We start from the raw sequence: 25,706 nt of genomic DNA, 5'->3' as shown, positions 1-25,706 counted from the left end.
CAAAATGAAAAAACCTTAATGGAATACTCACAGAACCTTTAAAGACAACTGCCACACTAGAACCATGCTCAAGAAATACATGTTCGGAATCCTGCTCCTGGCAGCCGCCGCCATCGTCGCGGCCCTTGCCCTGGTCATGACCTTTCGCGGCCAGCTCGGCGATGAAGTTGACCCCATCGTGCTCGACCGCACCAGCTCACCGAGTGCAACGGCGTCCGCCTCCCCTAGCACTGCCAGCGCAACACCCACCGCGGCAGAAAGCTCCGAGGCAGCCCCTGAGCCCGAACAGACCCCAGCAGAAGAAGCACCTGCTGACCAGGCTCCTGTTGAACAAGCACCAGCCGAGCAAGCTCCCCCGGAGCAGGCCCCGGCAGAACCCGCCCCGGTAGCCCCAGCCCCCGTGGTGGTTGAGCAGGCCCCCGCGCCGGTCGCTCCCCCGGCGCCCCAGGTAGAGTACTACCCCACCGAAGCCGACGACGATGACGACTACGAGGTAGATGACGATGGCGATGACGACTAAATGGTGGCCCCGCCGAACCACCCACCAGCGCACAGGCTCCGTGCGTCTGCGTATCGTCGCCTGGATGGTACTGGTCACCACCTTCGTTATCACCGGCCTCATCTTTACGGTGCGAGAAATCCTCATCAGCGAAGTCGGCACCAAGGCAGCAGCAAACACCAGCAGCGAAATCTCCGAGTTCCGCACCTTCGCCGAACTCGGCGTCGACCCCACCACCGCTGCCCCCTTTGAGAATCTTGACCAGATGCTCACAACTTTCGTCTCCCGCCAATACACCGGCTACAGCGAACAGCTCATCGGAGTCACACCCCAGCAGGTCATCTTCATCGACGAACAACAGCAGTTCGCCGAAGACACCGGCTACCGGCTACACCAAGACAGAGACCTGCTCGCCAGCATCACCGGCAACAGCAGGACGTCGGGGATTGAGCAGACCCCGGCAGGGCCGGTGCACTGGGGCAAGGTAGAAATAAGCCTCAACACCGACAGCGGCAGCCAGGCAGGCTACCTGGTCGTTGTCGAATACATCCAGCCAGAACTCGACGCGGTGCAGCACACCATCGTCACCATGATCTGGGTGGGCCTGGGCGGGCTGGCAGCCACGGTCGTCATCGCCTGGCTTGTAGCCTCCCGCATCACCAAGCCCATTCGCAGCCTGCGCACCGTAGCCCAGGACATCAACGACAAAAACTTTAGCGGCCGCGTCACCGTAACCGGCGACGACGACGTAGCAGCCATGGGCCGCACCTTTAACCAGATGCTCGACCGATTGGAGGAGTCAGCCATGATTGAACGCCAGTTTATGGACGACGTCAGCCACGAGCTGCGCACCCCCATCACCATCGTCCGCGGCCACCTAGAACTCATGGACCGCACCGAGGAACAAAACCAGACCCTGCAACTGGTCGATGACGAGCTAGAACGCATGGGCCGTATCGTCGCTGACCTGCTCACCCTCGCCAAATCAGAAAGGCCCGACTTCGTGGCGCCCCACCCGGTTGAGGTAGCAGAACTCATGATTACCCTGGACTCCAAGGTGCAGGCCTTCACCGGCCACCGCTGGATGATGGCCGACATCGCCGAGGGCGAGGTACAGCTTGACGAGCAGCGCATCACCCAGGCCATGGTGCAGCTCTGCGCCAACGCCGCCCAGTATTCGCCCGAAGAGTCAACCATCTCCATCGGCTCCCGCTTCGAGGGCAAGGGGGCAGAACGCACCCTCAACCTCTGGGTGCGCGACCGGGGCCCAGGCGTCAGCGAAGAAGACGCCGCCACCCTCTTCGAACGCTTCAAGCGCAACAACGCCAAAAACCCCGCCACCGCCAAAAAGCACTCGGTCGGAGCAGGCCTGGGGCTGGCCATCGTCCGTTCCATCGCAGAAGCCCACGAGGGCTCCGTCTGGATCGCTCAGCCGGACGACGGTATCGGCGCTATCTTCGGCATCACCCTGCCAGCGCCCACAGACCCCGACCAGGGTCAGGACGACAGCGCCCCGGCAGATACCCCCGTCACCGTCACCCGCTACCCCAGCTGGACCCGTTAACCCCTCACCCACACACCCAAACACGTCGAAAGAAACACCGCCATGAGCCATATCCTCATCGTTGAAGATGACCCGCGTATCTCGTCCTTCATCGTCAAGGGCCTCAAATCAGCCGGCTACACCTCAACCCTCATCGACGAAGGCCGCTCAGCCTACGCCCTGGCCAAGGTCAGCGACTTCGACCTCATCATCCTCGATGTAGGCCTACCCGGCATGGACGGATTCACCATCATGAAGGCCCTACGCGCCGACGGCATCACCACCCCCATCATCATGCTCACCGCCCGCGACTCCGTCTCAGACACCCTCGAAGGGCTCGAAAACGGCGCCAACGACTACATGACCAAGCCCTTCCAGTTTGCCGAGCTACTGGCCCGCATCCGCCTGCGCCTGCTCGATACCAACCGCGAAGAAAGCAGCGCGTCCACCCTCACCCACCGCGACCTCGTCCTCGATGTGCTCACCCGCCAGGTCACCGTCTCAGGAGCCAGCACCGAGCTCACCAGCCGCGAATTTGCCCTGCTAGAGACCTTCATGCGCCACAAGAACCAGGTGCTCTCCCGAGAGCAGCTCCTGGGGCAGGTATGGGGTATGGACTTCGACCCCAACTCCAACATCGTTGACGTCTACATTCGCGCCCTTCGCAAGAAAATCGGCGACGACTACATCGCAACCGTACGCGGGGCAGGCTACAGGTTCGTCTAATGAAACTTCTCTACACCTCAACTTCAACCCCGGCCCAGGAGCCGCCGACCCACACCGCGCCGCTGCCGGTGCAGGCCCCCAGCTTCGTCACCATCAAGGTGCTTATCTCCTTCTTCCTGGCGGTGCTCCTGATTGCGGGCACAGCCCTGACCGGAGTCACCTCAGAAGAGCTCTCCCTCGAAGGGGCCCTCACCCTCACCATCTTCATTCTGGCAATCTGGGCCTGGGTTTTTAGCCCCCTGTCAGATACCTACGTCTCACTGGCGGCAGCAGTGGCCCTGGTTCTCACCGGCATCATCAGCACCGACCAGTTCACCGCTTCACTGGGCACCTCGGCCGTCTGGCTGCTGGTGGCCGCTGTGGTGATGGCCCAAGCGCTGACCGCCTCAGGTCTCACCCGCCGTCTCACCGCCCGGCTCGTAGCACTGGCCCGCACCCCGCGTCAGCTCGCCCACCTCTACAACCTAGCCCTCTTTCTGACCGTCTACCTAGTCCCCTCACCTTCAGGCCGAGCAGCCCTTGCCCTGCCCATCTACCTGGCCATGGCAGAAGCTATGCCCGACCGCCCCAAACTGGTCAAGGCCCTGGGAATCCTAGCGCCCTCCACCATCCTGGTCTCAGCGGTTGCCTCGTTTATCGGTGCAGGTGCCCACCTGGTCACCGCCGAAATCCTGGTGGCCTACGGGCTAGAAACCATCGGCTTCCTTGAATGGATGGTTCTGGGCTCAGGCCTGGGTCTGCTTGCCTCGCTTCTGGTCACCGAACTGGTCTTCGCGCTCTTCCCCACCCGCGACGACGCTCCGGCAAAACTGCACATCGACCTGGCAGACTTTGAAACCGAAGATTCCACCCCCGTACGTGGCGCACTTACCCAGCCAGAGAAAAATATCGCCCTGGTACTCGGCCTTGCAATCCTGCTCTGGTGCACGGAGTCCTTCCACGAGGTAGACCCGGTGATTGTGGCCGTGCTCGGCGCACTGGCCGCTAGTGCCCCTGGCTTCGGATCCGTCAAGCTGGCTGCCGCCCTCAAGAAGGCCCCCTGGCCCATGCTCATCTTCATGGCCACAACCCTGGCCATCGGTACCGCTCTCTCTGAGTCGGGAGCAGCGACCTGGCTGGCAGAGTCAATCTTCGCCCCGGTTTCAGGGCTAGGACGCAGCGGCGCGGCAGCCTTCGTGCTTCTCGTCATCGCCCTCTCGACGGTGGCCCACCTGGTGATTCAGTCCCGCTCAGCCCGCTCGGCCGTTCTGGTTCCCCTGATTATCACCGCCGCGATTCCCCTGGGGGTCAACCCGGTAGCAGCCGCCTTCATCTCAACCGCAGCCGCCGGCTTCTGCCACACGCTGACATCCAGCGCTAAACCGGTAGCCCTCTTTGCCTCCATCGACGGGAAACCCACCTACACCCCGTCCGACCTTCTCAAGCTTTCGGCCTGGCTGGCCCCGCTGCACGCAGCGCTCATTGCCGGCTTCGCCTTCTTCATCTGGCCGGCTATGGGGCTCCCCCTCTTCCTCTAAATTTCATCTATTTTCCATCAGACCCAAACACCGTGGGCTGAAGGCTCTACCCGACGACACCCAAAAACAGGTGGCACCTACCACCGGTGGTAGGCCGCCCACACCATTTTCAAGGAGAAAACCATGACTATGTCCATCCCCCAGCGCATCCTAATCGCTCCCTCCGGCTTCAAGGGCTCCCTCGAAGCGGACGTCGTAGCAGACGCTATCGCCTCCGGTATCCGCCGCGTGATTCCCGGCGTCAATACCGTCACCATGCCGATTCCTGACGGCGGCGAAGGTACTGCCAAGATGCTGGCAGGTTCCACAGGCGGCAAGCTGGTGCATACCAAGGTCACTGGCCCCGTAGGCCAGGAGGTCCGCTCCCACTACGCTCTGCTCGGTGGGGCTCAGGACGGCGTAGCGGTGGTTGAGATGGCAGCAGCAGCGGGTCTCTCCCTGGTTCCTAAGGACCTGCGTAACCCCGCAGAAACCACCACCTACGGTGTGGGCCAGCTGATCTCAGCAGCACTCGATAATGAAGATGTACACACTGTTCTGGTCGGCTGCGGCGATTCTGGCACCTCAGACGGTGGCGCAGGTGCCCTTTCAGCCCTGGGCGCCCGTATTCTCAACGAAGCCGGTGAAGAAATCCCCCTGGGCGGTGCCCACCTGACCGAGGCCGCGTCCATCGATTACTCCGGCCTGCACCCCCGCCTAGCTCAGGTCCGCATCGTCCTGGCTCTCAACCAGCACAACATCCTGACCGGCTCCAAGGGCGTTGCCCGCGTCTTTGGCCCCCAGAAGGGTGCCACCCCCGAACAGGTTGAAGAGCTGGACGCGGCTCTGACCCACTGGGCAAACCTGCTGGAGGAAACCTACGAGCAGATGACCGACGGCAAGCTGCAGATGAACTTCCACACCGGTGCAGGTACCGGCGCTTCCGGCGGTCTGGGCGCTGGTCTGGCCTTCATCGGTGCCGAGCTGACCCCCCGTTTTGAGGCACTGATTGACTCCGGTCTTGCCGGTATCAATCTCGATGAGGAAATCCGCCACGCCGACCTGGTCGTCACCGCAGAAGGCGCTATCGACTTCCAGACCCCCAAGGGCAAGGTTCCGGCTGAAATCGCCGCCCGTGCCCAGGGCTCAGGTGCCCCCGTGCTGGCCCTGGCCGGTTCCATCGGCAAGAAGGCCTACCGCGTACACGATGCCGGCATCGACGCCTTTGCCTCGATTATTCCCCTGCCCATGGATCTTGAAGATGCCCTGGTCAACGGTGAGGAGCTACTCACCGACTCAGCAGAACGCACCTTCCGCATGATTCTGCTGGGCGCTTCGCTCTCGGCGTCCATGCAGTCCCGTCGGGCGCAGCTAACTGCCGCCTAAGGTAACCGGCGAACGGTAGAGGCTCTCCCCCTAGGCTTCCTGGGTGAGGGCCTCTGCCAGTACCCGCTTCAAAATTTTGCCGGTGGGCCCCAGCGGCAGCTCCTCTTTGAAAACATAGCGACGCGGGTACTTGTAGGCGGCAAGTTCCCGGCGGGCCAGCTGATCGAGGGACGCGGTCAGCTCAGCCTGCTGCGAAGCGTCCAGGGGTTCGCGCGGCACCACTACCGCCACAATTTCTTCGCCCACGGTCTCAGAGGGCTGCCCCACCACGGCTGCCAGCTGGACAGCGGGGTGGGTGTAGAGGACGTCCTCAATTTCCCGCGGGTAGACGCTGTTGCCGTTACGCAAGATCATGTCTTTGAGGCGGTCAACGATAAAGATATTTCCCGCCTCATCGAGCCGGGCTACATCGCCGGTGGCAAACCAGCGGCCCTTGAGTACCTCAGCGCTCGCTTCGGGACGGCCCCAGTACCCGGCCATAACGTTGGGCCCGGCAACCCACAGTTCACCCGCTTCACCGGTAGCCAGCGGCTGGCCCTGCCTATCGACTACTTTCACGTCTACCCCGGGTAGGGCCCTGCCGACAGAACCAATCACCAGGCCGTATTCAGCCCGGTTGAAGGACACAACGGGTGCAGTTTCGCTCAGGCCATAGCCCTCGTAGATGGGGAAGGCCACCAGGCGCTCAATATCAGCGTGGACAGAGGCGGGCAGAGCAGCCCCGCCCGATATGCCGAAGCGGACGCGCCCCCGCAGCCGGTGCGCCAGGGCAGGGTCAGTGCCCAGGTAGCTGGCTAAGGCACTGTACATGGTGGGAACCGCAGCAAACACCGTAACTCCGGCAGTGGCACACAGCTGGGCTGCCCCGCCAGGAGTGAAACGCGGGAGCAGGGCGATAGCGGCACCCGCTGCGAGTACCGCGTTCATCGATACGGTCTGCCCAAAGGCATGGAAGAGGGGAAGGCCCCCGAAAATAACGTCGTCTGACGTGAAACCAAAGACATCCACACAGGTCAGGGCGTTGGAGAGCATATTGGCGTGGGTGAGGGTCGCCCCCTTCGGGGCGCCGGTGGTTCCCGAAGTGTAGAGAATAACGGCCGGGTCCTGAGCGGCAACCGGGTGAGCCTCCCAGGGCTGCGGGGCGGGAGCGTCCACACCAAACATCGCATCGGGCGATAGCACCTCAAGGGTAAGCTGGCCTTCCACCTCATCAAGAATCTGCTCGCTCTCCTGCCCCACCCGGGTACCGGCGGCAGCAACCAGAAGCCGGGCGCCGGCGTCCTGCACCTGATAGGCAGCCTCACGAGCCGACAGCAGGGGGTGCATAGGCACCACCACCGCCCCGAGCGATAGGGCACCGTAGTAGAGGCCCACCATGGCCGGTACGTTCGGCAGGGCCAAGGCCACCCTGTCGCCGGGAACCAGGCCCCGCTCCCCCAGCCAGATGCGGGCAGAGCCGACCAGCTGAGCCAGCTGCTGGTAGGTCAAAGACCCACCTGCCCAGGTCAGGGCAGTGCGCTCTTCAGCGGCACGGTCCTGTAGCAGGGCGGCGATATTGTTCTGGGGCAAGACATCAACTGTCTGCTGAGCATCTTTGGTTTTCACGGTGAGCCTTTCCTGAGGGACTGAGCGGCCTTGCCCATTCTTTCATACAGGCCTGCCTAAAGCTTCTGAACGAAAGTTCTAAATAAGGTTGGTATGAGCTGTAGGGTGGTCTAGACAGGGTTGCTAAAGGGGCTTGCTTTCTGAGAAAGTGAAGGTATGACAGACGCGAACCATAGCCTGACCGAGCAGGACATCGACTTCCTCAACTCGGTCTTCGACCTGGCACGGGACAACAAGCCGGTAGCCCTGAAATCTCTGTTTGACCAGGGCGTCCCCGTTGATCTCACCAATGCCAAGGGCGATACTCTGCTCATCTTAGCTGCCTACCACGAACACGCTGACCTGGTTCAGCTGCTCATCAACGAGGGCGCTGACCTTGACCGCCTCAATGAGCGGGGTCAGACCGCCCTGGTATGCGCTACCTTCCGTAACAATCTGCCCATCGCCCGCATGCTGCTCGACGCCGGTGCCGATGAGACCCTGGGCTCGCAGACTCCCGCAGATGTTGCCGAGTTCTTCGACCTTGCCGAGATGAAGAAGCTTTTCGAAGGGTAATGGGTTAGACCGGCGCCAACGCCGGGTCCCCGCCTACTCCCTATAGTTCAGCCCCGGTCTTCGACGATGAAGACCGGGGCTTAGTGTTTGCTCAGCCGGGACTGAGGGCTAGGCCGCCCATTCCAGGAAGAGAGAGGCCACCTTCTCGCCGCCATTGGGGTCACGGGTGATGACCATGACGGTGTCATCGCCTGCAATCGACCCCAAGAGGGGCTCAAGACCGGCCTGGTCAATGGCTGATGCCAGGAACTGGGCGGCTCCCGGTGGGGTACGTAAAATGACCAGGTTGGCCGAGGCCTCCGCGGTTACCAGCAGTTCTTTGAAAAGGGAGACCAGGCGGGCGTCGGGCCCTTCCTGGCTGCTTCGACGGACCGGGTGGTTGGGCACGGCGTAGATGAGCCCGGATTTTTCATCGCGCACCCGCTCTGCCCCAATTTCCACCAGGTCGCGGGAGAGCGTCGCCTGGGTGACTTTGAGCCCGTCGTCGGTGAGAATCTGGGCCAGTTCTGCCTGCGAGCGCACGCGGTGGGTTTGGAGTACCTCGATGATGCGGGCTTGCCGCGCAGTTTTGGTGGAGGGAATCGCCATTGTTTCTTCTCTTTTTCTGGTCGGTTTAGCTAAGAGCGGTGCGGACGTCGGTGGCTAGGTTTGATTCGGCGAGCAGGAAGGCCATGAGGGCTTTTTGGGCGTGCAGACGGTTTTCTGCTTCGTCGAAGACCACGGAGGAAGGCCCATCAATGACTTCGGCTGTGACTTCGTAACCGCGGTAGGCGGGCAGGCAATGCAGGAAGATGGCACCGTCTGCGGCCTTGTTCATAGCTTCGCTGGTGACGGTGTAGGGCTTGAAGACCTGAGCGCGGGCTTCTTTTTCGTCCTCTTGGCCCATGGAGACCCAGGTGTCGGTGATGACGACGTCAGCGCCGGCCAGGGCCTGGTCGGGGTCGGTGGTGACCAGGATTGAGCCGCCCGTTTCGGCTGCTCGCTGCTGGGCTTCTGCGACGACGGAGTCGGCGGGAAGGTAACCCTCGGGGCCAGCGATACGAACGTGCATGCCCGCGGTGGCGCCACCGAGCAGGTAGGAGTTAGCCATGTTGTTGGCGGCATCGCCCAGGTAAACCATGGTGAGGCCGGCCAGCTTGCCCTTGTGCTCGCGGATGGTGAGCAGGTCTGCGAGAATCTGGCAGGGGTGGTAGTCGTCGGAGAGGGCGTTGATGACGGGCACGCGGGAGTGCTCCGCCATCTCTTCGAGCCCCGCCTGGGCGTAGGTGCGCCAGACGATAGTGGAGACCATACGGGAGATGACCTTGGCGGTATCTGAGATGGTTTCCTTATGTCCAAGCTGGGCTTCGCCGGGGTTAACAATCAGGGGGTTGCCGCCGAGTTCTGCGATACCTGCGTGGAAGGAGAAGCGGGTGCGGGTCGAGGTTTTATCAAAGATGACGGCTGCGGTCTGGGGGCCGGCCAGGGGCTTGTAGCCGTAACGGTCCGCCTTCATGGAGGCAGCCAAATCGAGCACCTGCGCCTGCTCGGCGGGGGTGAGGTCGGTGTCTTTGAGGAAGTGGCGGACCACGGTTTTCTCCTAGGGGTAGGGGCAGCGTTTCAGCTGACCTTTCATTATATGCATAGTTACTGATAGTTATGCAGTTTGTGAATAGATGGATAGAAGTACACGTCGCGGACGCCCTTCTGCCGACTAACCTTCTCACAGGCTCGCTGCGCTCGCATGTGATTCATGTAACCTCGCAGGCTCGGCTAATTCGCAGGGATTTCTGTTTCGCTTCGCGGAAAACCCTGCTCATCCCAGCCAGTCGGCGTACAGGGCGTCCGCGACGTGCATCTGCATTTCCATCTGCATTTACTTCTGTCGCGCCTCAGCCAGAATTGCGGGGAAGGCAGCGGTAAACTCTGCTAGTTCGGCATCGGTGATGGTGAGGGCTGGGGCGATACGGACGGTGCGGGCGTCCGGGGCGTTGACGATGAAGCCTGCTGCTCGGGCGGCGGCGACAAAGGCAGGTGCCAGGGGCGCGCCGGTATCAGTTGCTTCGTCTGTGAGGACGATGCCAACCAGCAGGCCCGCTCCCCTGGTTTCTGCCACACCGTCTAGTTCTTCGATAGCGGCTCTGAAGGTTGAGCCTCGTTGGGCGGCGGAGTCGAGGAGGTGCTCAGCTTCGATGGTTTCGAGGGTTGCTGTTGCTGCTGCGGTGGCGAGGGGGTTGCCCCCGAAGGTGGTGCCGTGCATACCGGCTTCGAGAGTGCGGGCGTTGTCTTCGCCGACCACGACCATGGCTCCGATGGGGAAGCCGCCGCCCAGGCCCTTGGCCAGCGTGATGGCGTCGGGCAGGTTGTCGCCGGTTAGTTCGCGGGAGTGTTCGAACCAGCGGCCGGTGCGGCCCATGCCGGTTTGGACTTCGTCCACGATGAGCAGGGCGCCGCGAGCGCGGGTGAGTTCGCGGGCGCGGGTGAGATAGCCTGCGGGCAGGGGCAGGACGCCGGCTTCCCCCTGGATGGGTTCGACGATGAGGGCAGCGACGTCGTCGGTCAGATTTTCTTCGAGGGCTTCGAGGGTAGCGGGAATATGCTTGATGCCGGTGGGAAGCGGTTCGAAGGGCTCACGGTAGGCGGGCTTCCAGGTGAGGGAAAGAGCCCCGATAGTGCGCCCGTGGAAGCCGTGGTCCAGGGCTAGGATGGTGCCTTTACCGTGGAGGTTGCCGTGGCGACGGGCGAGTTTGTAGGCGGCTTCGTTGGCTTCGGTGCCGGAGTTGCAGAAGAAGACGCGGCCCGACTCGGTGCCCAGATAGCCCAGCAGGCGGTGGGCCAGGGAGATCTGTTGGGGGCTGGTGAAGAAGTTGGAGACATGGGCCAGGGTTGCGGCCTGCTCGCTGACGGCTTTTACCCAGGCGGGATGGGCATGGCCAAGAGCGTTGACGGCGATACCGCCGAGTAGGTCAAGGTAGGTGGCCCCGTCGGCGTCCGTCACGCGTGAGCCCTGCCCCGAGACCAGCACCAGGGAGGGGTCGCCAAAGACCCCCAGGAGGTCGTTCCGGTAGTCGGCTAGGAGGTTTTCTTGTGTCATGGGTAGTCCTAATAAGTCACCGGCTTGACCTGGAAGTCAGGGGCCGGGTGGTGCCAGGGGGTGTCGTCGACGTTGTCGGGGGTGAGCTGGGTGCCGATGCCGCGGTCGGTGAAGATTTCGAGCAGGGGCGAGTGGGCGAGGCGTCCGTCGACGATGGAGGCTCTGGGCACGCCCTGTTCTACGGCCTGCAGGCAGGCGCTCATTTTGGGGATCATACCGGAGACTAGGCTGGGGAGCATCTCGCGTAGTTCACTGACGGTGAGGGAAGAGATGAGGGAGTCTTTGTCGGGCCAGTTGGCATAAAGGCCCTCGACGTCGGTGAGGACGACGAGTTTTTCGGCTCCGAGGGCGGCGGCGACGGCTGCTGCGGCGGTGTCTGCGTTGACGTTGAGGATTTCTCCGGTGAGCCCGGCAAGCCCGTGGTTGTGTTCAGGGTACTTTTCGGGGTCGTGCATTTCGGGGGCGACGGAGGAGATGACGGGGATTTTGCCGGCCTGGATCATGGACATGATGGCGGTGGTGTTCACACCGACCACTTCACCAACGAGGCCGAGGTCGACTTCTTGGCCGTCCACCACGGTGCCGATGCGGCGGGCGCGTAGGAGCCCGCCGTCCTCGCCGCTCATGGCGACGGCGAAGGGGCCGTGGGCGTTGATGAGGGAGACGAGTTCGCGGGCTACTTGGCCGGTGAGTACCATGCGGACGACGTCCATGGCTTCGGGGGTGGTATAGCGCAGGCCGCCGCGGAACTCGCTTTCGATGCCGAGTTTGGTGAGCATGGCGGTGATTTGGGGGCCGCCGCCGTGCACGACGACGGGGCAGATGCCGATGGTTCGTAAGAAGACCATGTCTTCGGCGAAGGCGGCGCGGAGCTCCTCGGAGATCATGGCGTTGCCCCCGTATTTGAAGACCATGATTTTGCCCCGGAACTGTTGGATCCAGGGTAGGGCTTCCATGAGGGTTTTAGCTTTTTGTTGGGCGGTGTCGAAGCGGGTGTGGGCGTTTTTTTGCTCTGCCATGGGGATCTTTCAGTTAGCTGGAGTAGGCCGAGTTTTCGTGGACGTAGTCGTGGGTGAGGTCGTTGGTCCAGATGGTGGCTTCGTGCTGGCCTGCGCCCAGGTCGATGTCGACGGTTACTTTGCGGTCTGCGGCGAGGTCAACGAGGGAGCGGTCTTGGCCGATGCCGCCGCCGGTGCAGACCTGTACGCCGTTGATGGTGACGTTGACCCTATCGGGGTCGAAGGCGGCTGAGGTAGTGCCGACTTCGGAGAGGATGCGGCCCCAGTTGGGGTCGTTGCCGAAGATGGCTGTTTTGAAGAGATTGGAGCGGGAGACAGCCCGGGAGACTTCTTCGGCGTCCGCTTCGCTGGCGGCGCCCAATGTGCGCACGTGGATATCGTGACTGGCGCCCTCGGCGTCCCCAATGAGCTGCAGAGCGAGATCCTGGCAGACCTTGGTGAGGGCTTCGGTGAAGACGCCCAGGTCGGGCTCGATATCTGAGGCGCCGGAGCTCATGAGGATAACGGTGTCGTTGGTCGACATGCAGCCGTCGGAGTCGGCCCGGTTGAAGCTCAGACGCACGGCCTCGCGTAGAGCGGTATCGAGGTTGTCGGGTGAGACCAGGGCGTCGGTGGTGATGACCACCAGCATGGTAGCCAACCCCGGGGCCAGCATACCTGCGCCCTTGGCCATACCGCCGATCAGGTAGGCGCCGCCCTCTTCAATTTCCACGCCAATAGCGGCCTGCTTTGAGACGGTATCGGTGGTCATGATGGCTTCAGCCGCCGCCAGCGAAGAGCCGGAGCTTACACCCAGGGAGGCTGCGGCGTCCTTTGCGCCCGCGGTGAGCTTGTCCATGGGCAGGCGCTCACCGATGAGGCCGGTGGAGCACACCAGCACGTCGCCGGCTGAGACGCCGAGCAGGTCGGCAACGAGTTCAGCGGATTCGTGTGTGTCTTGGAAGCCGGGGGCACCGGTACAGGCATTGGCGCCTCCGGAGTTGAGCAGGACGGCGTCGGCCCGGCCGTCGCTGATGACCTGCTGGCTCCAGAGCACAGGGGCGGCGGCGAAGCGGTTACTGGTGAAGACGGCAGCAGCGTGCTTGACCGGCCCGTCGTTGACGACCAGGGCGACGTCCTTTTTGCCCTCGACAGCGCTAATTCCGGCGCGGACGCCCGCGGCGCGGAAGCCGCGGGGGAAGGTGACTCCCTGGGTGGTGATGCCTTCGATCTGGTGGATAGTGTCGGTCACGGTGCGAGTCCTTCCTGGAGCAGACCTGCGTTTTCGGGGAGCCCGAGGGCAATGTTCATGGATTGGATGGCGCCGCCGGCGGTGCCCTTGGCTAGGTTGTCGATGACGCTGGTGACAATCACGCGCCCGGCGTGTGCGTCGAAGGCTAGCTGCATTTCGGCGTGGTTGGAGCCCTGCACGCTCTTGGTGGTGGGCCACTGCCCTTCGGGGAGCAGGTGCACGAACTTTTCGTCGGCGTAGGCCTGCTGCCAGGCTTCGCGCAGCTGGGCTTCGGTCACGCCGGGGCGGACGCGCGCGGTTGCGGTCGCGAGGATGCCGCGGGGCATGGGGGCTAGGGTAGGTGTAAAGGAAATCTGCACCTGCTCCCCCGCGATGTGGGTGAGCTTCTCTTCGATTTCAGGGGTATGCCGGTGGGAGCCACCGACCCCGTAGGGGCTCATGCCGCCCATAACTTCGGCTGAGAGCAGGTGGGGCTTGAGGCTCTTCCCTGCCCCTGATGTACCTGAAGCGGCAACGATAACCACGTCGGTGGGTTCGAGCAGACCGGCGGCAAAACCGGGAGCCAGGGCCAGGATGGACGCCGTGGGGTAGCACCCGGGCACCGCAACCCGCTTGGTGCCCACGAGGTTATCGCGCTGTTTGCCGGTGGCGGTGGGCAGTTCGGGCAGGCCGTAGGGCCAGGTGCCGGAGTGTGCAGAACCGTAGAACTTTTCCCAGGCGTCCGCGCTGTCAAGGCGGTGATCTGCCCCGGCGTCGATGACCAGGGTGTTCTCGGGCAGCTGGGCCGCGATCTCGGCGCTGGCGCCGTGGGGTAGGGCCATGAAGACAACGTCGTGCCCGCTCAGGGCCTCGACGGTAGTGTCGGCAACGACCAGGTCGGCATAGGCGCGCAGGTGGGGGGCCAGGTCGCCCAGGCGGGAGCCAGCGGACGAATGCGCGGCTACGGTTTTAACCTCAACATGCGGGTGGGTGGCCAGCAGGCGCAGAATCTCGCCACCGGCATATCCGGTGGCACCTGTGACAGCTACGGTAATAGTCATAGCACCATATTTGCATGTTTTTACATAGCAGTAAATATTTATGCACTGCGTTTCGCAATGTGAACCTGCGAGCGCCAAGCCGCCCCCGGGCGTCCTCCCGCCCCAACGCCATCACCATCACCCACAAGGGGACCTGAAAACCAAAAAGGGACCGCATAATGTGCGGTCCCTTTTTAAAAATGCGGTCCCCTTGGTGTTGAAGGTGAGGGGGACCAGCTCAACCTAGTCGAGCATCTCGGTGTTCTTGCGCTTGCGGATCATCATGAAGGTACCGGCGACACCGGCGCCAAAGACCAGAATCGCACCGGCAAGACGCAGCATGGCGCTGCGCTTCTGCGATGCAACGGTATCTTCGGTCACCGGCACCAGGCTCCCCTCTTCACCGGTGCGGGCCACAGTCAGGTGGCTATCGTCAGTCTGCACCAGCAGGGCGTCGACGGTCTCGGGGAAGTCAGCGCTAACGGTACCGGTCTGGGAGCCGCGGAACTCAACGGTAGAACCGGGGTTGACCTGCACAGGGTCGGCAATCTCCGAAATGAAAGTCTTACCGGTCATCGCGGTGTTGTCAGGCAGGGTGCCGGTGTAGGTGGCCACGTTGTTATCACCTTGCAAATCACTGGTGACCTTCTCAAACGTACCGGTCATCACCCAAGAACGCCCCTCATAGCCCTCGTTAGCGCGGGCTTCGTTGAAGGTACGTACGCCACCAATGAGCAGAATGAGCGCGAAAATCGAGGCCAGAATCATGATGCCCGCCGCAGCCAGCTTGGGCCCCAGCGACCCGCGGGGTTCCTCGTAGTCTTCTTCCTCTTCCGCGAAGGTGAAGAAGTCGTCGGTGCGGTCATCTTCGTCGAAGTTATCGCGGTCTTCGAGGTAACGCTGATCGCTCACGGTGCATCTCCAGAGGTTGTGGGTGATTGCCTAGATGAAGGCGGAAGTCCATTCTATCGCGTCAGCCCCTAAAAGGCTTATCGGTCTCACAGAAGGGTCAGCTTTTTCAGCGGTGCCTCCCAGGCGCTGCCCTGAACTTCACCACAACCCACCCGCTGCACGCAAAGAGCCCGGCGGACGCGCGTCCGTCGGGCTCTACCCCTTGTGAGGGTTTGCGGTGCTTAGGCTCGCTGTACCGCGCCGAAGCGTTCAGCGGCCAGGGCAACACCTGCTTCACGGGCCGCAGAGGCCTCGTCGGCGGTCAGGGTGCGGTCGGTGGCGCGGAAACACAGGGCAAAGGCCAGGGACTTCTTGCCCTCTTCGATGCCGGTACCGCGGTAGTCGTCGAAGACGCGGACGTCCTCGAGCAGTTCACCGGCGCCCTCAGCCAGGGCGGCGGCAAGGTCAGCTGCCGGGATTCCAGCATCAACGATCAGGGCGACGTCCTGGTTCGCTGCCGGGTAGCCGGAGATACCGGTAGCCTGAACCGCCTCACCAGCCTGGGCGATGAGGGCGGTGAAGTTGAGCTCGAAGGCACTGGTGCGCTCGGGCAGGTTCAGCTTGGCCAGCAACTTGGGGTGCAGCTCACCGGCGTAGGCGATGACCTCACCGGCTGCGTTCTTGAGCACGGCGGTGCGGCCCGGATGGAAGGCCTGGTGTTCGCCGTTGGCAACGGTGAGCTTCACGCCTGCGGCATCGGCTACCAGCAGCACAGAGTCCAGGGCATCGCGCCAGTCAAAAGCACGGGCGGTAATGCCCGGGGTTTCCTCGTGCTCGGCACCGGCGAAAAGACCGGCGATGTGGCGGGGCTGGTCGGGAATACCGGCGTTCAAATCTGCCAGGACCTCGTCGGCGGGCTTGACGCCCAGACCGGGAATGGAGGCTGACCCCAGCTGGGAGCCGGGGATAAAGACGGAGCCGGTCTCGTAGATGGCCAGGTTCTTGAAGCCGCGGGAGAGGTTGCGGGAGAGCACCTCGGTCAGGCCGGGCAGCAGGGAGCGGCGCATCCAGCCCTGGGCGGACGAGATGGGGTTAGCCAGGCGGATGGAGTCCACCGGCTCACCGGCAACCGGGGAAGCCCAGAGGTTGTTGTCTTCATCGGAGACAAAGGGGTAGGCAAAGACCTCGGTCAGACCCGATGCCGCCAGGGCGTTGAGGGCCCGGCGGCGCAGGGTCTGCTCAACGGTGTAGCCGCGGCCGGGAGGGGCCACAGGCAGGGTGGAGGGAATCTGGTCATAGCCGACCAGACGGGCAACTTCCTCGGTTAGATCTTCCTTAGCGCCCAGGTCGGTGCGCCAGGAGGGCACAGTGACCTCGTAGGAGCCCTCAGCTACCTCAACACTGGCACCGATCTGCTCCAGGGAGCCAACAATCTGCTCTTGGGTGTAGTCGATGCCGATACGGCCTGCGGTGTAGTCAGCGGGCAGGGAGATGACGGTGGGGGTAAAGCTGCCACCGGCGTCCGTCACACCCTCATCGGCAGTTGCACCAGCCAGCTCAACCAGCAGGTCAACGGCCCGCTGGGCAGCAGCTGCCTGGATCTGGGGGTCTACGCCGCGTTCAAAGCGCTTGGAGGCCTCAGAGGAGAGCTTATGGCGGCGGGCGGTGCGGGCAATGGAAACCTCATCGAAGCGGGCTGCCTCAATCACGATGCGGGTGGTGGAGTCGCTGACCTCGGTGGAGGCCCCTCCCATGACACCGGCCAGGCCGATAGGGCCGGACTCGTCGGTAATCAGCAGGTCTTCGGCGTGAAGCTCGCGTTCCTTCTCGTCCAGGGTGGTGAGCTTCTCGCCAGCTTCGGCGCGGCGCACGGTGATGCCGCCGGTTAGCTTATCTGCATCGTAAAAATGCAGGGGCTGGCCGGTTTCGAGCATGACGTAGTTGGAAATATCCACCGGCAGGGAGACAGAGCGGACGCCCGCCAGGCGCAGGCGGGAGGACATCCAGGTAGGTACGGGGGCGGTCGCGTCCACGCCGCTGACCGAGCGGGCAACGAAGCGGGTGGCGCCGTCCTTACCGTGAATAGGGGCAGAGTCGGTCAGCGTGACGGGCAGGCCCGCGCCGTTGGCAGCAGGGGCCTTGGCAGCCAGGTCGAGCACAAAGTCATCGAAGTCGTTGCCGGTAGCGTGGCAGTACTCGCGGGCGATACCGCGAATGGAGAAGCCGTAGCCACGGTCGGGGGTGACGTTGACTTCGGCAGCTTCGTCGTAGAGACCCAGCAGCTCCATGGCGTCGGTGCCAACCTCGGGGTCAAGTCCCAGGGTGGAGAGCACCAGGATGCCGCCGTGGTCCTCACCGATGCCGAGCTCCTTGACGGAGGCGATCATGCCGGCTGACTTGTGGCCGTAGGTCTTGCGGGCGGTAATAGCGAAGCCGCCGGGCAGTACAGCGCCGGGCAGGGTCACTACAACCTTATCGCCGGGCTTGAAGTTGTGGGCGCCGCAGATAATGCCCTGCACGCCGGACTCTTCAATGCCCTTGCCGGTCAGGGTCTGCTTCTGGCCCTCGGGCACAACGCGCACCTGGCACCAGTTAACGGTCTTACCGTTGGAGTGGGTTTCGGGCTCCATGGAGAGCACCTGACCCACCACGATAGGGCCGGTCAGCTCGTCGGTGGGGCGGTGGACGTCCTCTTCTTCCAGGCCAACTGTGACCAGGGTAGCCATGACATCTTCGGCGCGTGCGTCGGCCGGGACGGGTGCGTATTCACGCAGCCAGGAAAGGGGTACTCGCATGGGTTAGATCTCCATCTTGAACTGCTGTGAGAAACGGACGTCGCCTTCAATCATGTCGCGCATATCCTGCACACCGTTGCGGAACATGAGGGTACGTTCGATGCCCATACCGAAAGCGAAACCTGAGTAAACTTCGGGGTCAACACCGGCTGCTCGCAGCACATTGGGGTTGACCATGCCGCAGCCGCCCCACTCAATCCAGCGGGGGCCGCCCTTGGCGTCCGGGTGCCAGACGTCCAGCTCAGCGGACGGTTCGGTGAAGGGGAAGTAGTTAGGGCGCAGGCGGATCTTGGCTTCTTCGCCGAACATGGCGCGGGCCATGTGCTCCAGGGTGCCCTTGAGGTCAGCCATGGTCAGGCCCTTATCGACGGCCAGGCCCTCAATCTGGTGGAAGACCGGGGTGTGGGTGGCGTCGAGTTCGTCGGTGCGGTAGACCTGGCCGGGGCAGACCACATAGAGGGGCAGGTCGCGGGAAAGCAGGGAGCGCATCTGCACCGGGGAGGTGTGGGTACGCAGCATCAAGTGGGCACTGGTGGGCTCCACGAAGAAGGTGTCCTGCAGCTCGCGGGCCGGGTGGTCAGGCTTGAAGTTCAGTGAGTCAAAGTTGTACCACTCTGATTCAAGTTCGGGGCCATCGGCAATCTCCCAGCCCATGCCCACGAAGATATCGCACATCTGCTCCTGCAGGACGCTGATGGGGTGGCGGCCGCCAATACGGCGGCGGGGAGTGTGGGCAGTGACGTCCACAGCCTCTTCAACCAGAATACGGGCGTCGCGCTCTTCTTCCAGCTCAGCGTTACGGGCCTCAAGAGCCTTGGTCAGGCGTCCGCGCACCTGGCCCATAATCTTGCCGACCTCAGCCTTGTGCTCCTTGCGCAGATCGCGCATCTGCTTATTAGCCAGAGTAAAACCGGCCTTTTCGCCGGTAAAGTCCAGGCGCACACGCTTGAGTTCTTCAAAGTCAGCGGTCTTCTCGGCGATTTCCTTCTGAGCCCGCTCAAACTCGGCGGTGAAGGCTTCGCGGACGGTCGCCAGACCGTTCTCGGGGTCTTTTTCTAGAATGGCGCGAATGTTAGCCAGCACCTGGAAGGGTGTAGGGTTCTCAGGCACCTCGGGCAAAGAATCAGTCATCTGCACTTCTCTTCACAATGTGGGTTTCGGGCGCTTACCGCACCCAGGGCATCAAGACAATAGTTTAGTGCAAAAAGGTGAAGCAGGCTCGCGCTCGATGGGGACGGAACAGACGCTGCCCGCAGGTAAGTGACCACTAGCAGGCACTTAGGGCGCTGGAATAACATCAACCCGTTCAAAGAAAGCACGGGCAACAGGGGTGAAAGTTAGGCCAAGCCAGGTGAGGTTGGCGAGAGACCACACCAGGAACCCGGTCATAGCCACTGCGCCGGCAGCAGGAGGTGCAACCCAGATCAGTGAAAGAAGCGAAACAGTGCTGATAACGGTACAGACGAACCCGAGCAGGTTAGCAGCTCCTGCTTTTTGCCAGGTGCCGGTGCGGCGGATAACCCAGATATATAGGAAGAAGGTGAGGGCAATTGAAACACCAGCACTTACGACTCCCCGTGCGTCGCTGACATCAAGGGAAGTAACCATTTGCGTCAGATAGGCGATGCCCGACAGCACTAAAATGCCCTGCATTACCCGGATAACCGTAGGCACTTCTCCCCTGCTAAAAGCCAGTTGCTGTTTCTCTTTTTCTTTCATAAATCATCAGCCTCCTTTCTTTTAGCGTAACAACTAGCCGGTCACGATACAAGAATGTGAAGCGCGCACAGAAATGGGCCCTCCGGCTCAACCGGAGGGCCCATCACAGCTAGAAGATAAGGTCTAGCGCAGGATTGAAGCAACGGACTTGTTCGATACCGCAACAATCCAGACGATGGCCAGAACCAGCCAAACAATGCAAAGAACAACGACAATTAGCGAGATGTAGAATGAGCCCAGCGCCGAGAAGGCTGCGCCAAGAATTCCCAGACCCGCGAAAACATAGCCGGTGATGCGACCAGCCTTTTTGTACTTAGCCATGAGGAAGTACACCAGAGCAAAAAGTGCCAGACCAATAACGGTTCCCGCCACAGTGGTCACGGGGTTTTGGTCGGTGGGCACGGTCTCGCCGAGCACGTCGATAGTTTCGGGTGTCAGCACGTAGCCCAGCACCTGCACCAGCAGGTAAACAACAGCTGTAGCCAGGAGAATGGTCTGTGAGCGCTTGTGCTTCTGCTCAGCGTCAGGGGCTACCGGCTGTTGCCCGAAGCCCGGCTGACCGCCCATGTACATAGCCTGAGTATCGTTCGGTGCGGAGTAATCATTAGTTCCGTAGGGTGTCTGTGACATATCTATACCTCCATGCAAAAATGTGTTGCGTACTACACACTATACCGGAGGGGAAAGTCAGATGCCTTATTTTTCTGCTGGGGCGAGTTCTATGACGCTTCGCTACAGCTTAAGCGGCGCGGACGCCCGCCAGCAGCTCCTCGACAATAGGAAAGTCAGCGGGAATCCAGGGCAGCTCCAGCACCGTGGCATCAAGCTGGACCCAGCGTAACTCAGCGTGGTCTTGTAGGGCGGTGGCGCGTCCGTCCGTAATTTCTGCGAACCAAACTCGCATAGCAGCTTTCTCGTTCAGCACCCAGCCCTGGGGGTGGGGGCCGACAATCTCGGTACCGAGCTGGGCGGTAACACCCAGCTCTTCACCCAGTTCACGGAGCAGGGCGTCCTCGCAGGCTTCACCGGGCTCAACCTTGCCGCCGGGAAACTCCCACAGGCCAGCCAGCGCCGGTGGGGCCGAGCGCTGGCCCACCAGCAGGCGGGTAGGGCTGGTCAAAGAATCGACGATAGCTGCCCCGACCACCTGCACCGGATAGACGGCAGTAGGCTGTTCTCCCACTAGTCGCCCTTGCGGTTCTGGGCCAGGGAGGAGGCGAAGAGGCAGACACCAGCTGCCATGCCGACATTCAGCGACTCGGCGGCCCCGCGCAGGGGAACGGCCACACGCAGGGAGGCGGCAGCCTTTTCTTCATCGCTCAGGCCCGCCGCTTCGTTGCCGAAGAGCCACATGGTGGGCTTGGCCAGGTCGTACTTAACCTTCTTGCGCGGTTCGACGCCGTTGCGCAGGGCGAAGGCGGCGTCCTGTAGGTCATCGAGGGAGACGCGCCCGTAGCCGTCCGCTGCGAGCACGCCGATGCCCTGGGCTTTGGCGTCTTCGGCGAAGTCTTCGAGGTCGATGCCCTGGATAACGGGCACGTGGAAGAGGGAGCCTGCGGTGGAGCGCACTGCCTTGGGGTTGTAGAGGTCGACTGCGCCCTTGGTGGTGACGATGAGGTCAGCGCCGGCGGCGTCGGCGGCGCGCAGGATGGTGCCGGCGTTGCCGGGGTCCTGAACGCGGGCGAGGACGGCGATGAGCTTGGGGTTGATGGCTCCCTCACCCCAGATGTCGGAGGGGGCGATGTCGTTCTGGAAGGCGACGGCGATGATGCCCTGGGGGCTGACGGATTCGGCCATGGCGGCGAGGACGGGCTCGGTCACCATGCGCATGAAGACCTTACGACCAGCCTCAGGGGTGGGGGTGCCGTGAACTTCTTCGAGCAGATCGACGATGTCGGGGTGGCGATCGAAGGCGCGTTCGGTGATGTAGACGGCATCAAGCAGAGGCTTAATCTGGTGGGCTTTGAGAGCTTCGCGGACGGCCTGCGGTCCCTCGACCAGGAAGTGCCCGGTCTTGGTGCGGGCTGCCCGGGTGGCAAGTTTGGCGATGTCTTTGACGCGGTCTGCCTGGGGGTTTTCCATGACGACGGGGGTGCTGAGGCGTTCTTTGAAGTCCATAGGGTCTATTGTCTCACGGCTAGTTTGCTGGCCAGTCAGATTGTGGGGAAGGACGCGGTGGGGTGGGTTTGCTCTTGTTAGAAAGTGGGTGCGGGGACACAGACAGAGTTAGCTGTGCTTGGTAAGGTAGTAGACACGAAACCTGTATTTTTCGCGCCCTTTTCTGGTCAACGTCGCCCAGCTATCAGGTTGATGGTAAGGAGTTATCTTGAAAACTGATCTTGAAAAGTATGTTCAGATTTTTGAGCAGTTCCTTTGCCATGCCCACAATGAGGGTTTGTCTTCTGTGAACCATTTAAAGTTGATGAAGCTTGTGTGGGCTGCTGACCGTTTTCACCTGCGTCAGTTTGGCCGGACTGTTACTGGCGATACCTATGTTGCGATGAAGAATGGCCCTGTGGCTTCTGAGGGGCTTGATGTTATTCGTGAATCTGGCACCGGGTATTCGTTGCTTTCCCCTGGTCAGCGTCAGTTTGTTGAAGAGTTTATTGACTTCACGAATCATGAGGTTTCGCTGAAGTCTTCATGCGGTGACGATTTGTTGTCCCCTTCTGAGAAGATGATGATTCAGAAGTCGTGGGAGACTTTTAAGGGCTTTGACCCCTTCTATTTGGCGAATTCGATTACCCATCAGTACCCGGAGTGGTCGAAGTTTGAAGGTTTTTTCGAGCTTCAGCCTAAGAGCCGCCGGGCAATGTCTCTTGAGGATTTCTTTTTGAACCCTGAGAGCGACTCTTTTTTTGCACAGGATGAACAGACTCTAGAAGCTGCCCACGATATTTTTGTTTTAGATCATTCTTAGCTAGCAACCGCGTAAGTAGTCGTTTGGTGGGAGCTTGCTGTGCTTGAGAAGAATCTTGATTTATGGGCGTTGTCTGTTCGTGTAGGCGCCGTCTTTAAGTTTCGTGGCGAAAAGCCCTTTCCTGCGAACCGCGAGGTGGGCCATCATTTCATTGTTGTAGGTGTTGATGAGAAACGCCAGCAGTTGTACTACGTGGTAAATGGTAGTTCTAAGGTGTCACGTTGGAAGGCGAATATTCATAGAACTTTAGGGGCGTTTCCTGGTGTTCGCCCGGAAGATACCTATGTGGTTATTCCTGGTGGTCAGACCCCGTACTTCCCTCGTGAGACGATGGTGAACTGCAATGCGGTTCATTCTTTATCACTTGAAGATTTGAAGAGGGGAGAATTTGAGATGGTCAGCCCAAGTTATCTGGACGAGAGCAACCTGAGATTCTTGTTTCAGATTTTAAGGGCTGTGGTTGCTAGTCCCCAGGTCAGCGAGAGAGCAAAGAGGAAAGCTAAAGACCTTCTTGATGAGAACTAGCCCGAGAAGCAAGTAAATCTGTTGAAGTTCAAGGAGATAGGCCTGTTTGCTCTGCTAGCTAGGTGGTAGTCTTTTCTTAACCGTTCAGCCCGCACCACCTCTTGGAGGTGGTAGTGGGCTGGATCTCTTTAAGGCTGCGAATGGCAAGGACGCAGTGGGGTGGGGTAAGGCTGAGACAATTAAGATGGTGAGGGAACAGAGGATTCCCTTTGAGGTGCCAATAGACCCGTTTTATTCCGAGGCCAATGTGAGCATGTTGCGTCGGTCGGTTGCTCAGGTTAAAGAGAAGTAACCTCTCATGGCGTGTAGCTGCTGGCAAGGCATTGCTTACGCCCATCTGAGTTGAGGTATCAGCTTATGGGGATAACGAATTGGTAAGCGAAAAGTTATGATGTTGGGGGGTGGTAGATAGTCTCGATAAGAGCGCCCCCTTCGGACGATAGCTGCAAGGCGGTACATCATGACAGATTCTGCTGATCTCAAGGAAGAGCTCCTCGTTAAATCTAAACAACGAGTTGCCGACCATGGTGAAGTGTTTACACCTGCTCATATCGTTGAGGCAATGCTCAACCTTGTCAAAGATGAATCTGAACGTATCGACTCACGGTTCCTGGAACCAGCCTGCGGTGAAGGCAACTTTCTGGTGCAGGTGCTACTCCGAAAATTAGCAACTGTTCAGGACCGTTACGGCAAAAATGAGTTTGAACGCCGACACTACGCTCTACTCGGACTGATGTGCATATACGGTATCGAGTTGCTTGAAGATAATGCCCAAATATGCCGTGAGAACCTGGCTAGTATCTTTGACGCTTTTATCAATGACAGCAGCACCCCCGAATGGGGTAAAGCAGCTCGTAAGGTTCTGGATGTCAATATTGTTCAAGCTGACGCTCTCACCCTGCTCAGGCCCAACGGCGAAGCGATAATTTTTCCTGAGTGGGGTTACCTGACTAAGGGAAAGTTTCAGCGCCGAGATTTTTCTTTCGAGAACCTTGCCAGGGGCAAGAACCTTGCTCAAGGTAATGAGCATACAGATAGTCTGTTTGGGGAGCTTGAGGCAGAGAGCATTTTTGATCCGGTACTCACCCACAAGCCAATGACGGTCAAGCAGATAGCAGAACTGGACGGATAGATGACAGCAAACACTCTGTTAAGGGGCCATAACCCTGATGTTTTGACCTGCATAGCGAACCTCTCAAACGATGAGGTTTTCACCCCGCCCACCTTGGCTGTGGCTATGCTCGACCAGGTGGCTCGTTCCTGGGAGGAGCGTTATGGTGAGGATATTTGGTCTAATCCTGACGTGAAATTTTTGGACCCTTTCACGAAGTCAGGAGTCTTCTTGCGTGAAATTACTTCACGCCTGGTAAAAGGGCTCGAAGACAAAATTCCCGATATTCAAGAAAGGGTCAATCATATTTTGACCCGCCAGGTCTACGGGATAGCGATTACTGAGATAACGGCTCTAATAGCCCGGCGTAGTGTTTATTGTTCCAAGTGGGCCTCGAAGAAACATTCAATTTGCACTGCTTTTGAGACTGATGACGGCAATATCTGGTTTGAGCGGATAGAGCACACTTGGACTGGTGGGAAGAAGAAGCTAATCAGTCGCAAAAACGCTAAGACAAAGAAGTATACCTACGTCAATAGACGCTGTTCTTTCTGTGGGGCTAACGAAGCGGAATATAGCCGAGGTGACGACTTTGAATCCCATGCCTACGCTTTTATACACACAGACGAACCTCGAACACTGGTAAGAAAGATTTTTGGAGAAGATATGCAGTTTGACGTCGTGATTGGCAACCCGCCTTACCAGCTCTCAGATGGTGGGCATGGGGCCTCTGCTTCTCCTATCTACCAGCACTTTGTTGAGAAGGCTTTAGAGCTTGACCCAAAGTTTGCGGTCTTTATTACCCCGTCCCGGTGGTTTGCTGGCGGTAAGGGCTTAGATGAGTACCGGCAAAAAATGCTATCTGACCACCGTATGAAAGCACTCGTAGACTACCCCAAACTCTATGAGGCCTTCCCCGGGGTTAAGATTCGTGGAGGTGTTTCCTACTTCCTCTGGGATAAGAATCATGACGGTAAGTGTAGCGTTCAGACTATTTGGGACGGTAAGCCCACAGGTGACCCTGTCGAGCGGTACCTTGACCAGTTTGATGTCTTGGTGAGATCTAATCAGGCGGTTTCTATTCTCGAAAAGGTACAGGCCGTTGAAGAAGAAACCATGGACAAAATGGTTTCTAGTCAAAAGCCTTTCGGTCTACGAACTTACGTTCATGGAAACGCACATTCAAAGGGAATGGAATCCCCTATCACTCTTTTTGGTTCCCAACGTATTAGCTGGATAGAAAGAAATGAGATTCCATCTAATCAAGACTGGATTGACCAGTGGAAGGTCTTGATGACAGGTGTGCAAGGGACTAGTGCTGCCGTCGAAACGATGTTCCTTTCTCGCCCTATTATTGCAGGACCTGATTCTGCATGCACCGAGACTTATCTAGTTGCTGGTCACTTTGAATCAGAAGATGAAGCAAAAAGCTTAGCTTCATATCTCAGAACCCAGTTTGCACGCTTTGAGGCTTATTCAAAAGTAGACACGCACCCCACACCCACCAACTAGACAACGGCCCCACCCGCGGCAAAAATATGAGCGTTAAATCTCTACAAATAACCTCAAGCCATACCGGACAAGACCGTTGCT

23 protein-coding genes and 1 pseudogene are annotated in these 25,706 nt (G+C 60.2%); 10 read left to right on the top strand and 14 right to left on the bottom strand.

What is annotated here, in order from left to right:
- Nucleotides 1–64 precede the first annotated feature (64 nt).
- The 5 genes from L7A20_RS11355 (at nucleotide 65) to L7A20_RS11335 (ending at nucleotide 5,650) form a co-directional block, all read left to right on the top strand.
- Complete coding sequence (locus L7A20_RS11355) at nucleotides 65–520, top strand: hypothetical protein (RefSeq protein WP_237212094.1); 456 nt, start codon at nucleotides 65–67, stop codon at nucleotides 518–520.
- Complete coding sequence (locus L7A20_RS11350) at nucleotides 510–2,063, top strand: sensor histidine kinase (protein ID WP_237198541.1); 1,554 nt, start codon at nucleotides 510–512, stop codon at nucleotides 2,061–2,063. Before L7A20_RS11355 ends, L7A20_RS11350 begins: the two co-directional genes overlap by 11 nt.
- Before the next feature lie 42 nt (nucleotides 2,064–2,105).
- Nucleotides 2,106–2,768: a response regulator transcription factor gene (locus tag L7A20_RS11345; RefSeq protein ID WP_237198540.1), complete on the top strand. Its 663-nt coding sequence runs from the start codon at nucleotides 2,106–2,108 to the stop codon at nucleotides 2,766–2,768.
- A complete protein-coding gene (locus L7A20_RS11340) occupies nucleotides 2,768–4,285 on the top strand; it encodes an SLC13 family permease (protein ID WP_237223611.1) in 1,518 nt (505 codons plus the stop codon). Before L7A20_RS11345 ends, L7A20_RS11340 begins: the two co-directional genes overlap by 1 nt.
- 123 nt (nucleotides 4,286–4,408) lie before the next feature.
- Nucleotides 4,409–5,650: a glycerate kinase gene (locus L7A20_RS11335; RefSeq protein WP_237223610.1), complete on the top strand. Its 1,242-nt coding sequence runs from the start codon at nucleotides 4,409–4,411 to the stop codon at nucleotides 5,648–5,650.
- A gap of 30 nt (nucleotides 5,651–5,680) precedes the next feature.
- Here the strand turns inward: L7A20_RS11335 and L7A20_RS11330 are convergent, their stop codons facing one another.
- Nucleotides 5,681–7,255: an AMP-binding protein gene (locus tag L7A20_RS11330; protein ID WP_237223609.1), complete on the bottom strand. Its 1,575-nt coding sequence runs from the start codon at nucleotides 7,253–7,255 to the stop codon at nucleotides 5,681–5,683.
- Nucleotides 7,256–7,411: 156 nt separating this feature from the next.
- Between L7A20_RS11330 and L7A20_RS11325 the strand changes: the two genes are divergently transcribed.
- On the top strand, nucleotides 7,412–7,810 hold the full coding sequence (locus L7A20_RS11325; RefSeq protein ID WP_237205553.1) for an ankyrin repeat domain-containing protein: 399 nt from the start codon (nucleotides 7,412–7,414) through the stop codon (nucleotides 7,808–7,810).
- Between the two features lie 108 nt (nucleotides 7,811–7,918).
- Here the strand turns inward: L7A20_RS11325 and L7A20_RS11320 are convergent.
- The 13 genes and pseudogenes from L7A20_RS11320 to L7A20_RS11260 all read right to left on the bottom strand — a co-directional run.
- Nucleotides 7,919–8,407 (bottom strand): annotated as a pseudogene (locus tag L7A20_RS11320) (arginine repressor); the annotation flags it as partial.
- Nucleotides 8,408–8,423: 16 nt separating this feature from the next.
- Nucleotides 8,424–9,380 (bottom strand): ornithine carbamoyltransferase, encoded by a 957-nt coding sequence (gene argF, locus L7A20_RS11315; RefSeq protein ID WP_237223607.1) that lies wholly within the window; start codon nucleotides 9,378–9,380, stop codon nucleotides 8,424–8,426.
- A 285-nt stretch (nucleotides 9,381–9,665) separates the two neighbouring features.
- Nucleotides 9,666–10,883: an acetylornithine transaminase gene (locus L7A20_RS11310; RefSeq protein WP_237223606.1), complete on the bottom strand. Its 1,218-nt coding sequence runs from the start codon at nucleotides 10,881–10,883 to the stop codon at nucleotides 9,666–9,668.
- An 8-nt stretch (nucleotides 10,884–10,891) separates the two neighbouring features.
- Nucleotides 10,892–11,902, bottom strand: coding sequence for an acetylglutamate kinase (gene argB, locus L7A20_RS11305; protein ID WP_237206821.1), 1,011 nt, complete (start codon nucleotides 11,900–11,902; stop codon nucleotides 10,892–10,894).
- A gap of 13 nt (nucleotides 11,903–11,915) precedes the next feature.
- Entirely contained in the window at nucleotides 11,916–13,133 is a 1,218-nt protein-coding gene (gene argJ / locus L7A20_RS11300) for a bifunctional glutamate N-acetyltransferase/amino-acid acetyltransferase ArgJ (protein WP_237223605.1), read from the bottom strand.
- Entirely contained in the window at nucleotides 13,130–14,173 is a 1,044-nt protein-coding gene (gene argC, locus L7A20_RS11295) for an N-acetyl-gamma-glutamyl-phosphate reductase (RefSeq protein WP_237223604.1), read from the bottom strand. Before argC ends, argJ begins: the two co-directional genes overlap by 4 nt.
- A gap of 222 nt (nucleotides 14,174–14,395) precedes the next feature.
- On the bottom strand, nucleotides 14,396–15,064 hold the full coding sequence (locus tag L7A20_RS11290) for a hypothetical protein (RefSeq protein ID WP_237223603.1): 669 nt from the start codon (nucleotides 15,062–15,064) through the stop codon (nucleotides 14,396–14,398).
- A 221-nt stretch (nucleotides 15,065–15,285) separates the two neighbouring features.
- Complete coding sequence (gene pheT, locus L7A20_RS11285) at nucleotides 15,286–17,838, bottom strand: phenylalanine--tRNA ligase subunit beta (RefSeq protein WP_237223602.1); 2,553 nt, start codon at nucleotides 17,836–17,838, stop codon at nucleotides 15,286–15,288.
- A gap of 3 nt (nucleotides 17,839–17,841) precedes the next feature.
- On the bottom strand, nucleotides 17,842–18,969 hold the full coding sequence (pheS, locus tag L7A20_RS11280) for a phenylalanine--tRNA ligase subunit alpha (protein ID WP_237197152.1): 1,128 nt from the start codon (nucleotides 18,967–18,969) through the stop codon (nucleotides 17,842–17,844).
- Between the two features lie 147 nt (nucleotides 18,970–19,116).
- Nucleotides 19,117–19,557: a hypothetical protein gene (locus tag L7A20_RS11275; RefSeq protein ID WP_237223601.1), complete on the bottom strand. Its 441-nt coding sequence runs from the start codon at nucleotides 19,555–19,557 to the stop codon at nucleotides 19,117–19,119.
- 123 nt (nucleotides 19,558–19,680) lie between these two features.
- Nucleotides 19,681–20,187 carry a hypothetical protein gene (locus tag L7A20_RS11270; RefSeq protein WP_237223600.1) on the bottom strand — a complete coding sequence of 169 codons (507 nt, stop codon included), beginning with the start codon at nucleotides 20,185–20,187 and terminating at the stop codon, nucleotides 19,681–19,683.
- Between the two features lie 109 nt (nucleotides 20,188–20,296).
- The gene (locus L7A20_RS11265) at nucleotides 20,297–20,740 is read right to left on the bottom strand and encodes a (deoxy)nucleoside triphosphate pyrophosphohydrolase (RefSeq protein WP_237206811.1); all 444 of its coding nucleotides are present in this window, start codon (nucleotides 20,738–20,740) and stop codon (nucleotides 20,297–20,299) included.
- Nucleotides 20,740–21,675, bottom strand: coding sequence for a TrmH family RNA methyltransferase (locus L7A20_RS11260; RefSeq protein WP_237198525.1), 936 nt, complete (start codon nucleotides 21,673–21,675; stop codon nucleotides 20,740–20,742). Before L7A20_RS11260 ends, L7A20_RS11265 begins: the two co-directional genes overlap by 1 nt.
- 208 nt (nucleotides 21,676–21,883) lie before the next feature.
- Between L7A20_RS11260 and L7A20_RS11255 the strand changes: the two genes are divergently transcribed.
- From L7A20_RS11255 to L7A20_RS11240, 4 genes are all read left to right on the top strand, one after another.
- A complete protein-coding gene (locus L7A20_RS11255) occupies nucleotides 21,884–22,477 on the top strand; it encodes a Panacea domain-containing protein (RefSeq protein WP_237197160.1) in 594 nt (197 codons plus the stop codon).
- Nucleotides 22,478–22,516: 39 nt separating this feature from the next.
- Complete coding sequence (locus L7A20_RS11250) at nucleotides 22,517–23,002, top strand: hypothetical protein (protein WP_237223599.1); 486 nt, start codon at nucleotides 22,517–22,519, stop codon at nucleotides 23,000–23,002.
- A gap of 460 nt (nucleotides 23,003–23,462) precedes the next feature.
- Entirely contained in the window at nucleotides 23,463–24,134 is a 672-nt protein-coding gene (locus L7A20_RS11245; protein WP_237209420.1) for an N-6 DNA methylase, read from the top strand.
- Entirely contained in the window at nucleotides 24,135–25,625 is a 1,491-nt protein-coding gene (locus tag L7A20_RS11240; protein WP_237223598.1) for an Eco57I restriction-modification methylase domain-containing protein, read from the top strand.
- The last annotated feature ends 81 nt before the right edge of the window (nucleotides 25,626–25,706 follow it).

Origin of the sequence: Rothia nasimurium, assembly GCF_928381415.1 — a bacterium.
In the GTDB taxonomy this organism is placed as follows: domain Bacteria; phylum Actinomycetota; class Actinomycetes; order Actinomycetales; family Micrococcaceae; genus Rothia; species Rothia nasimurium_H.
Note: the sequence above shows the minus strand (reverse complement) of the source record. Positions and strands in the feature narration are given on the sequence as shown.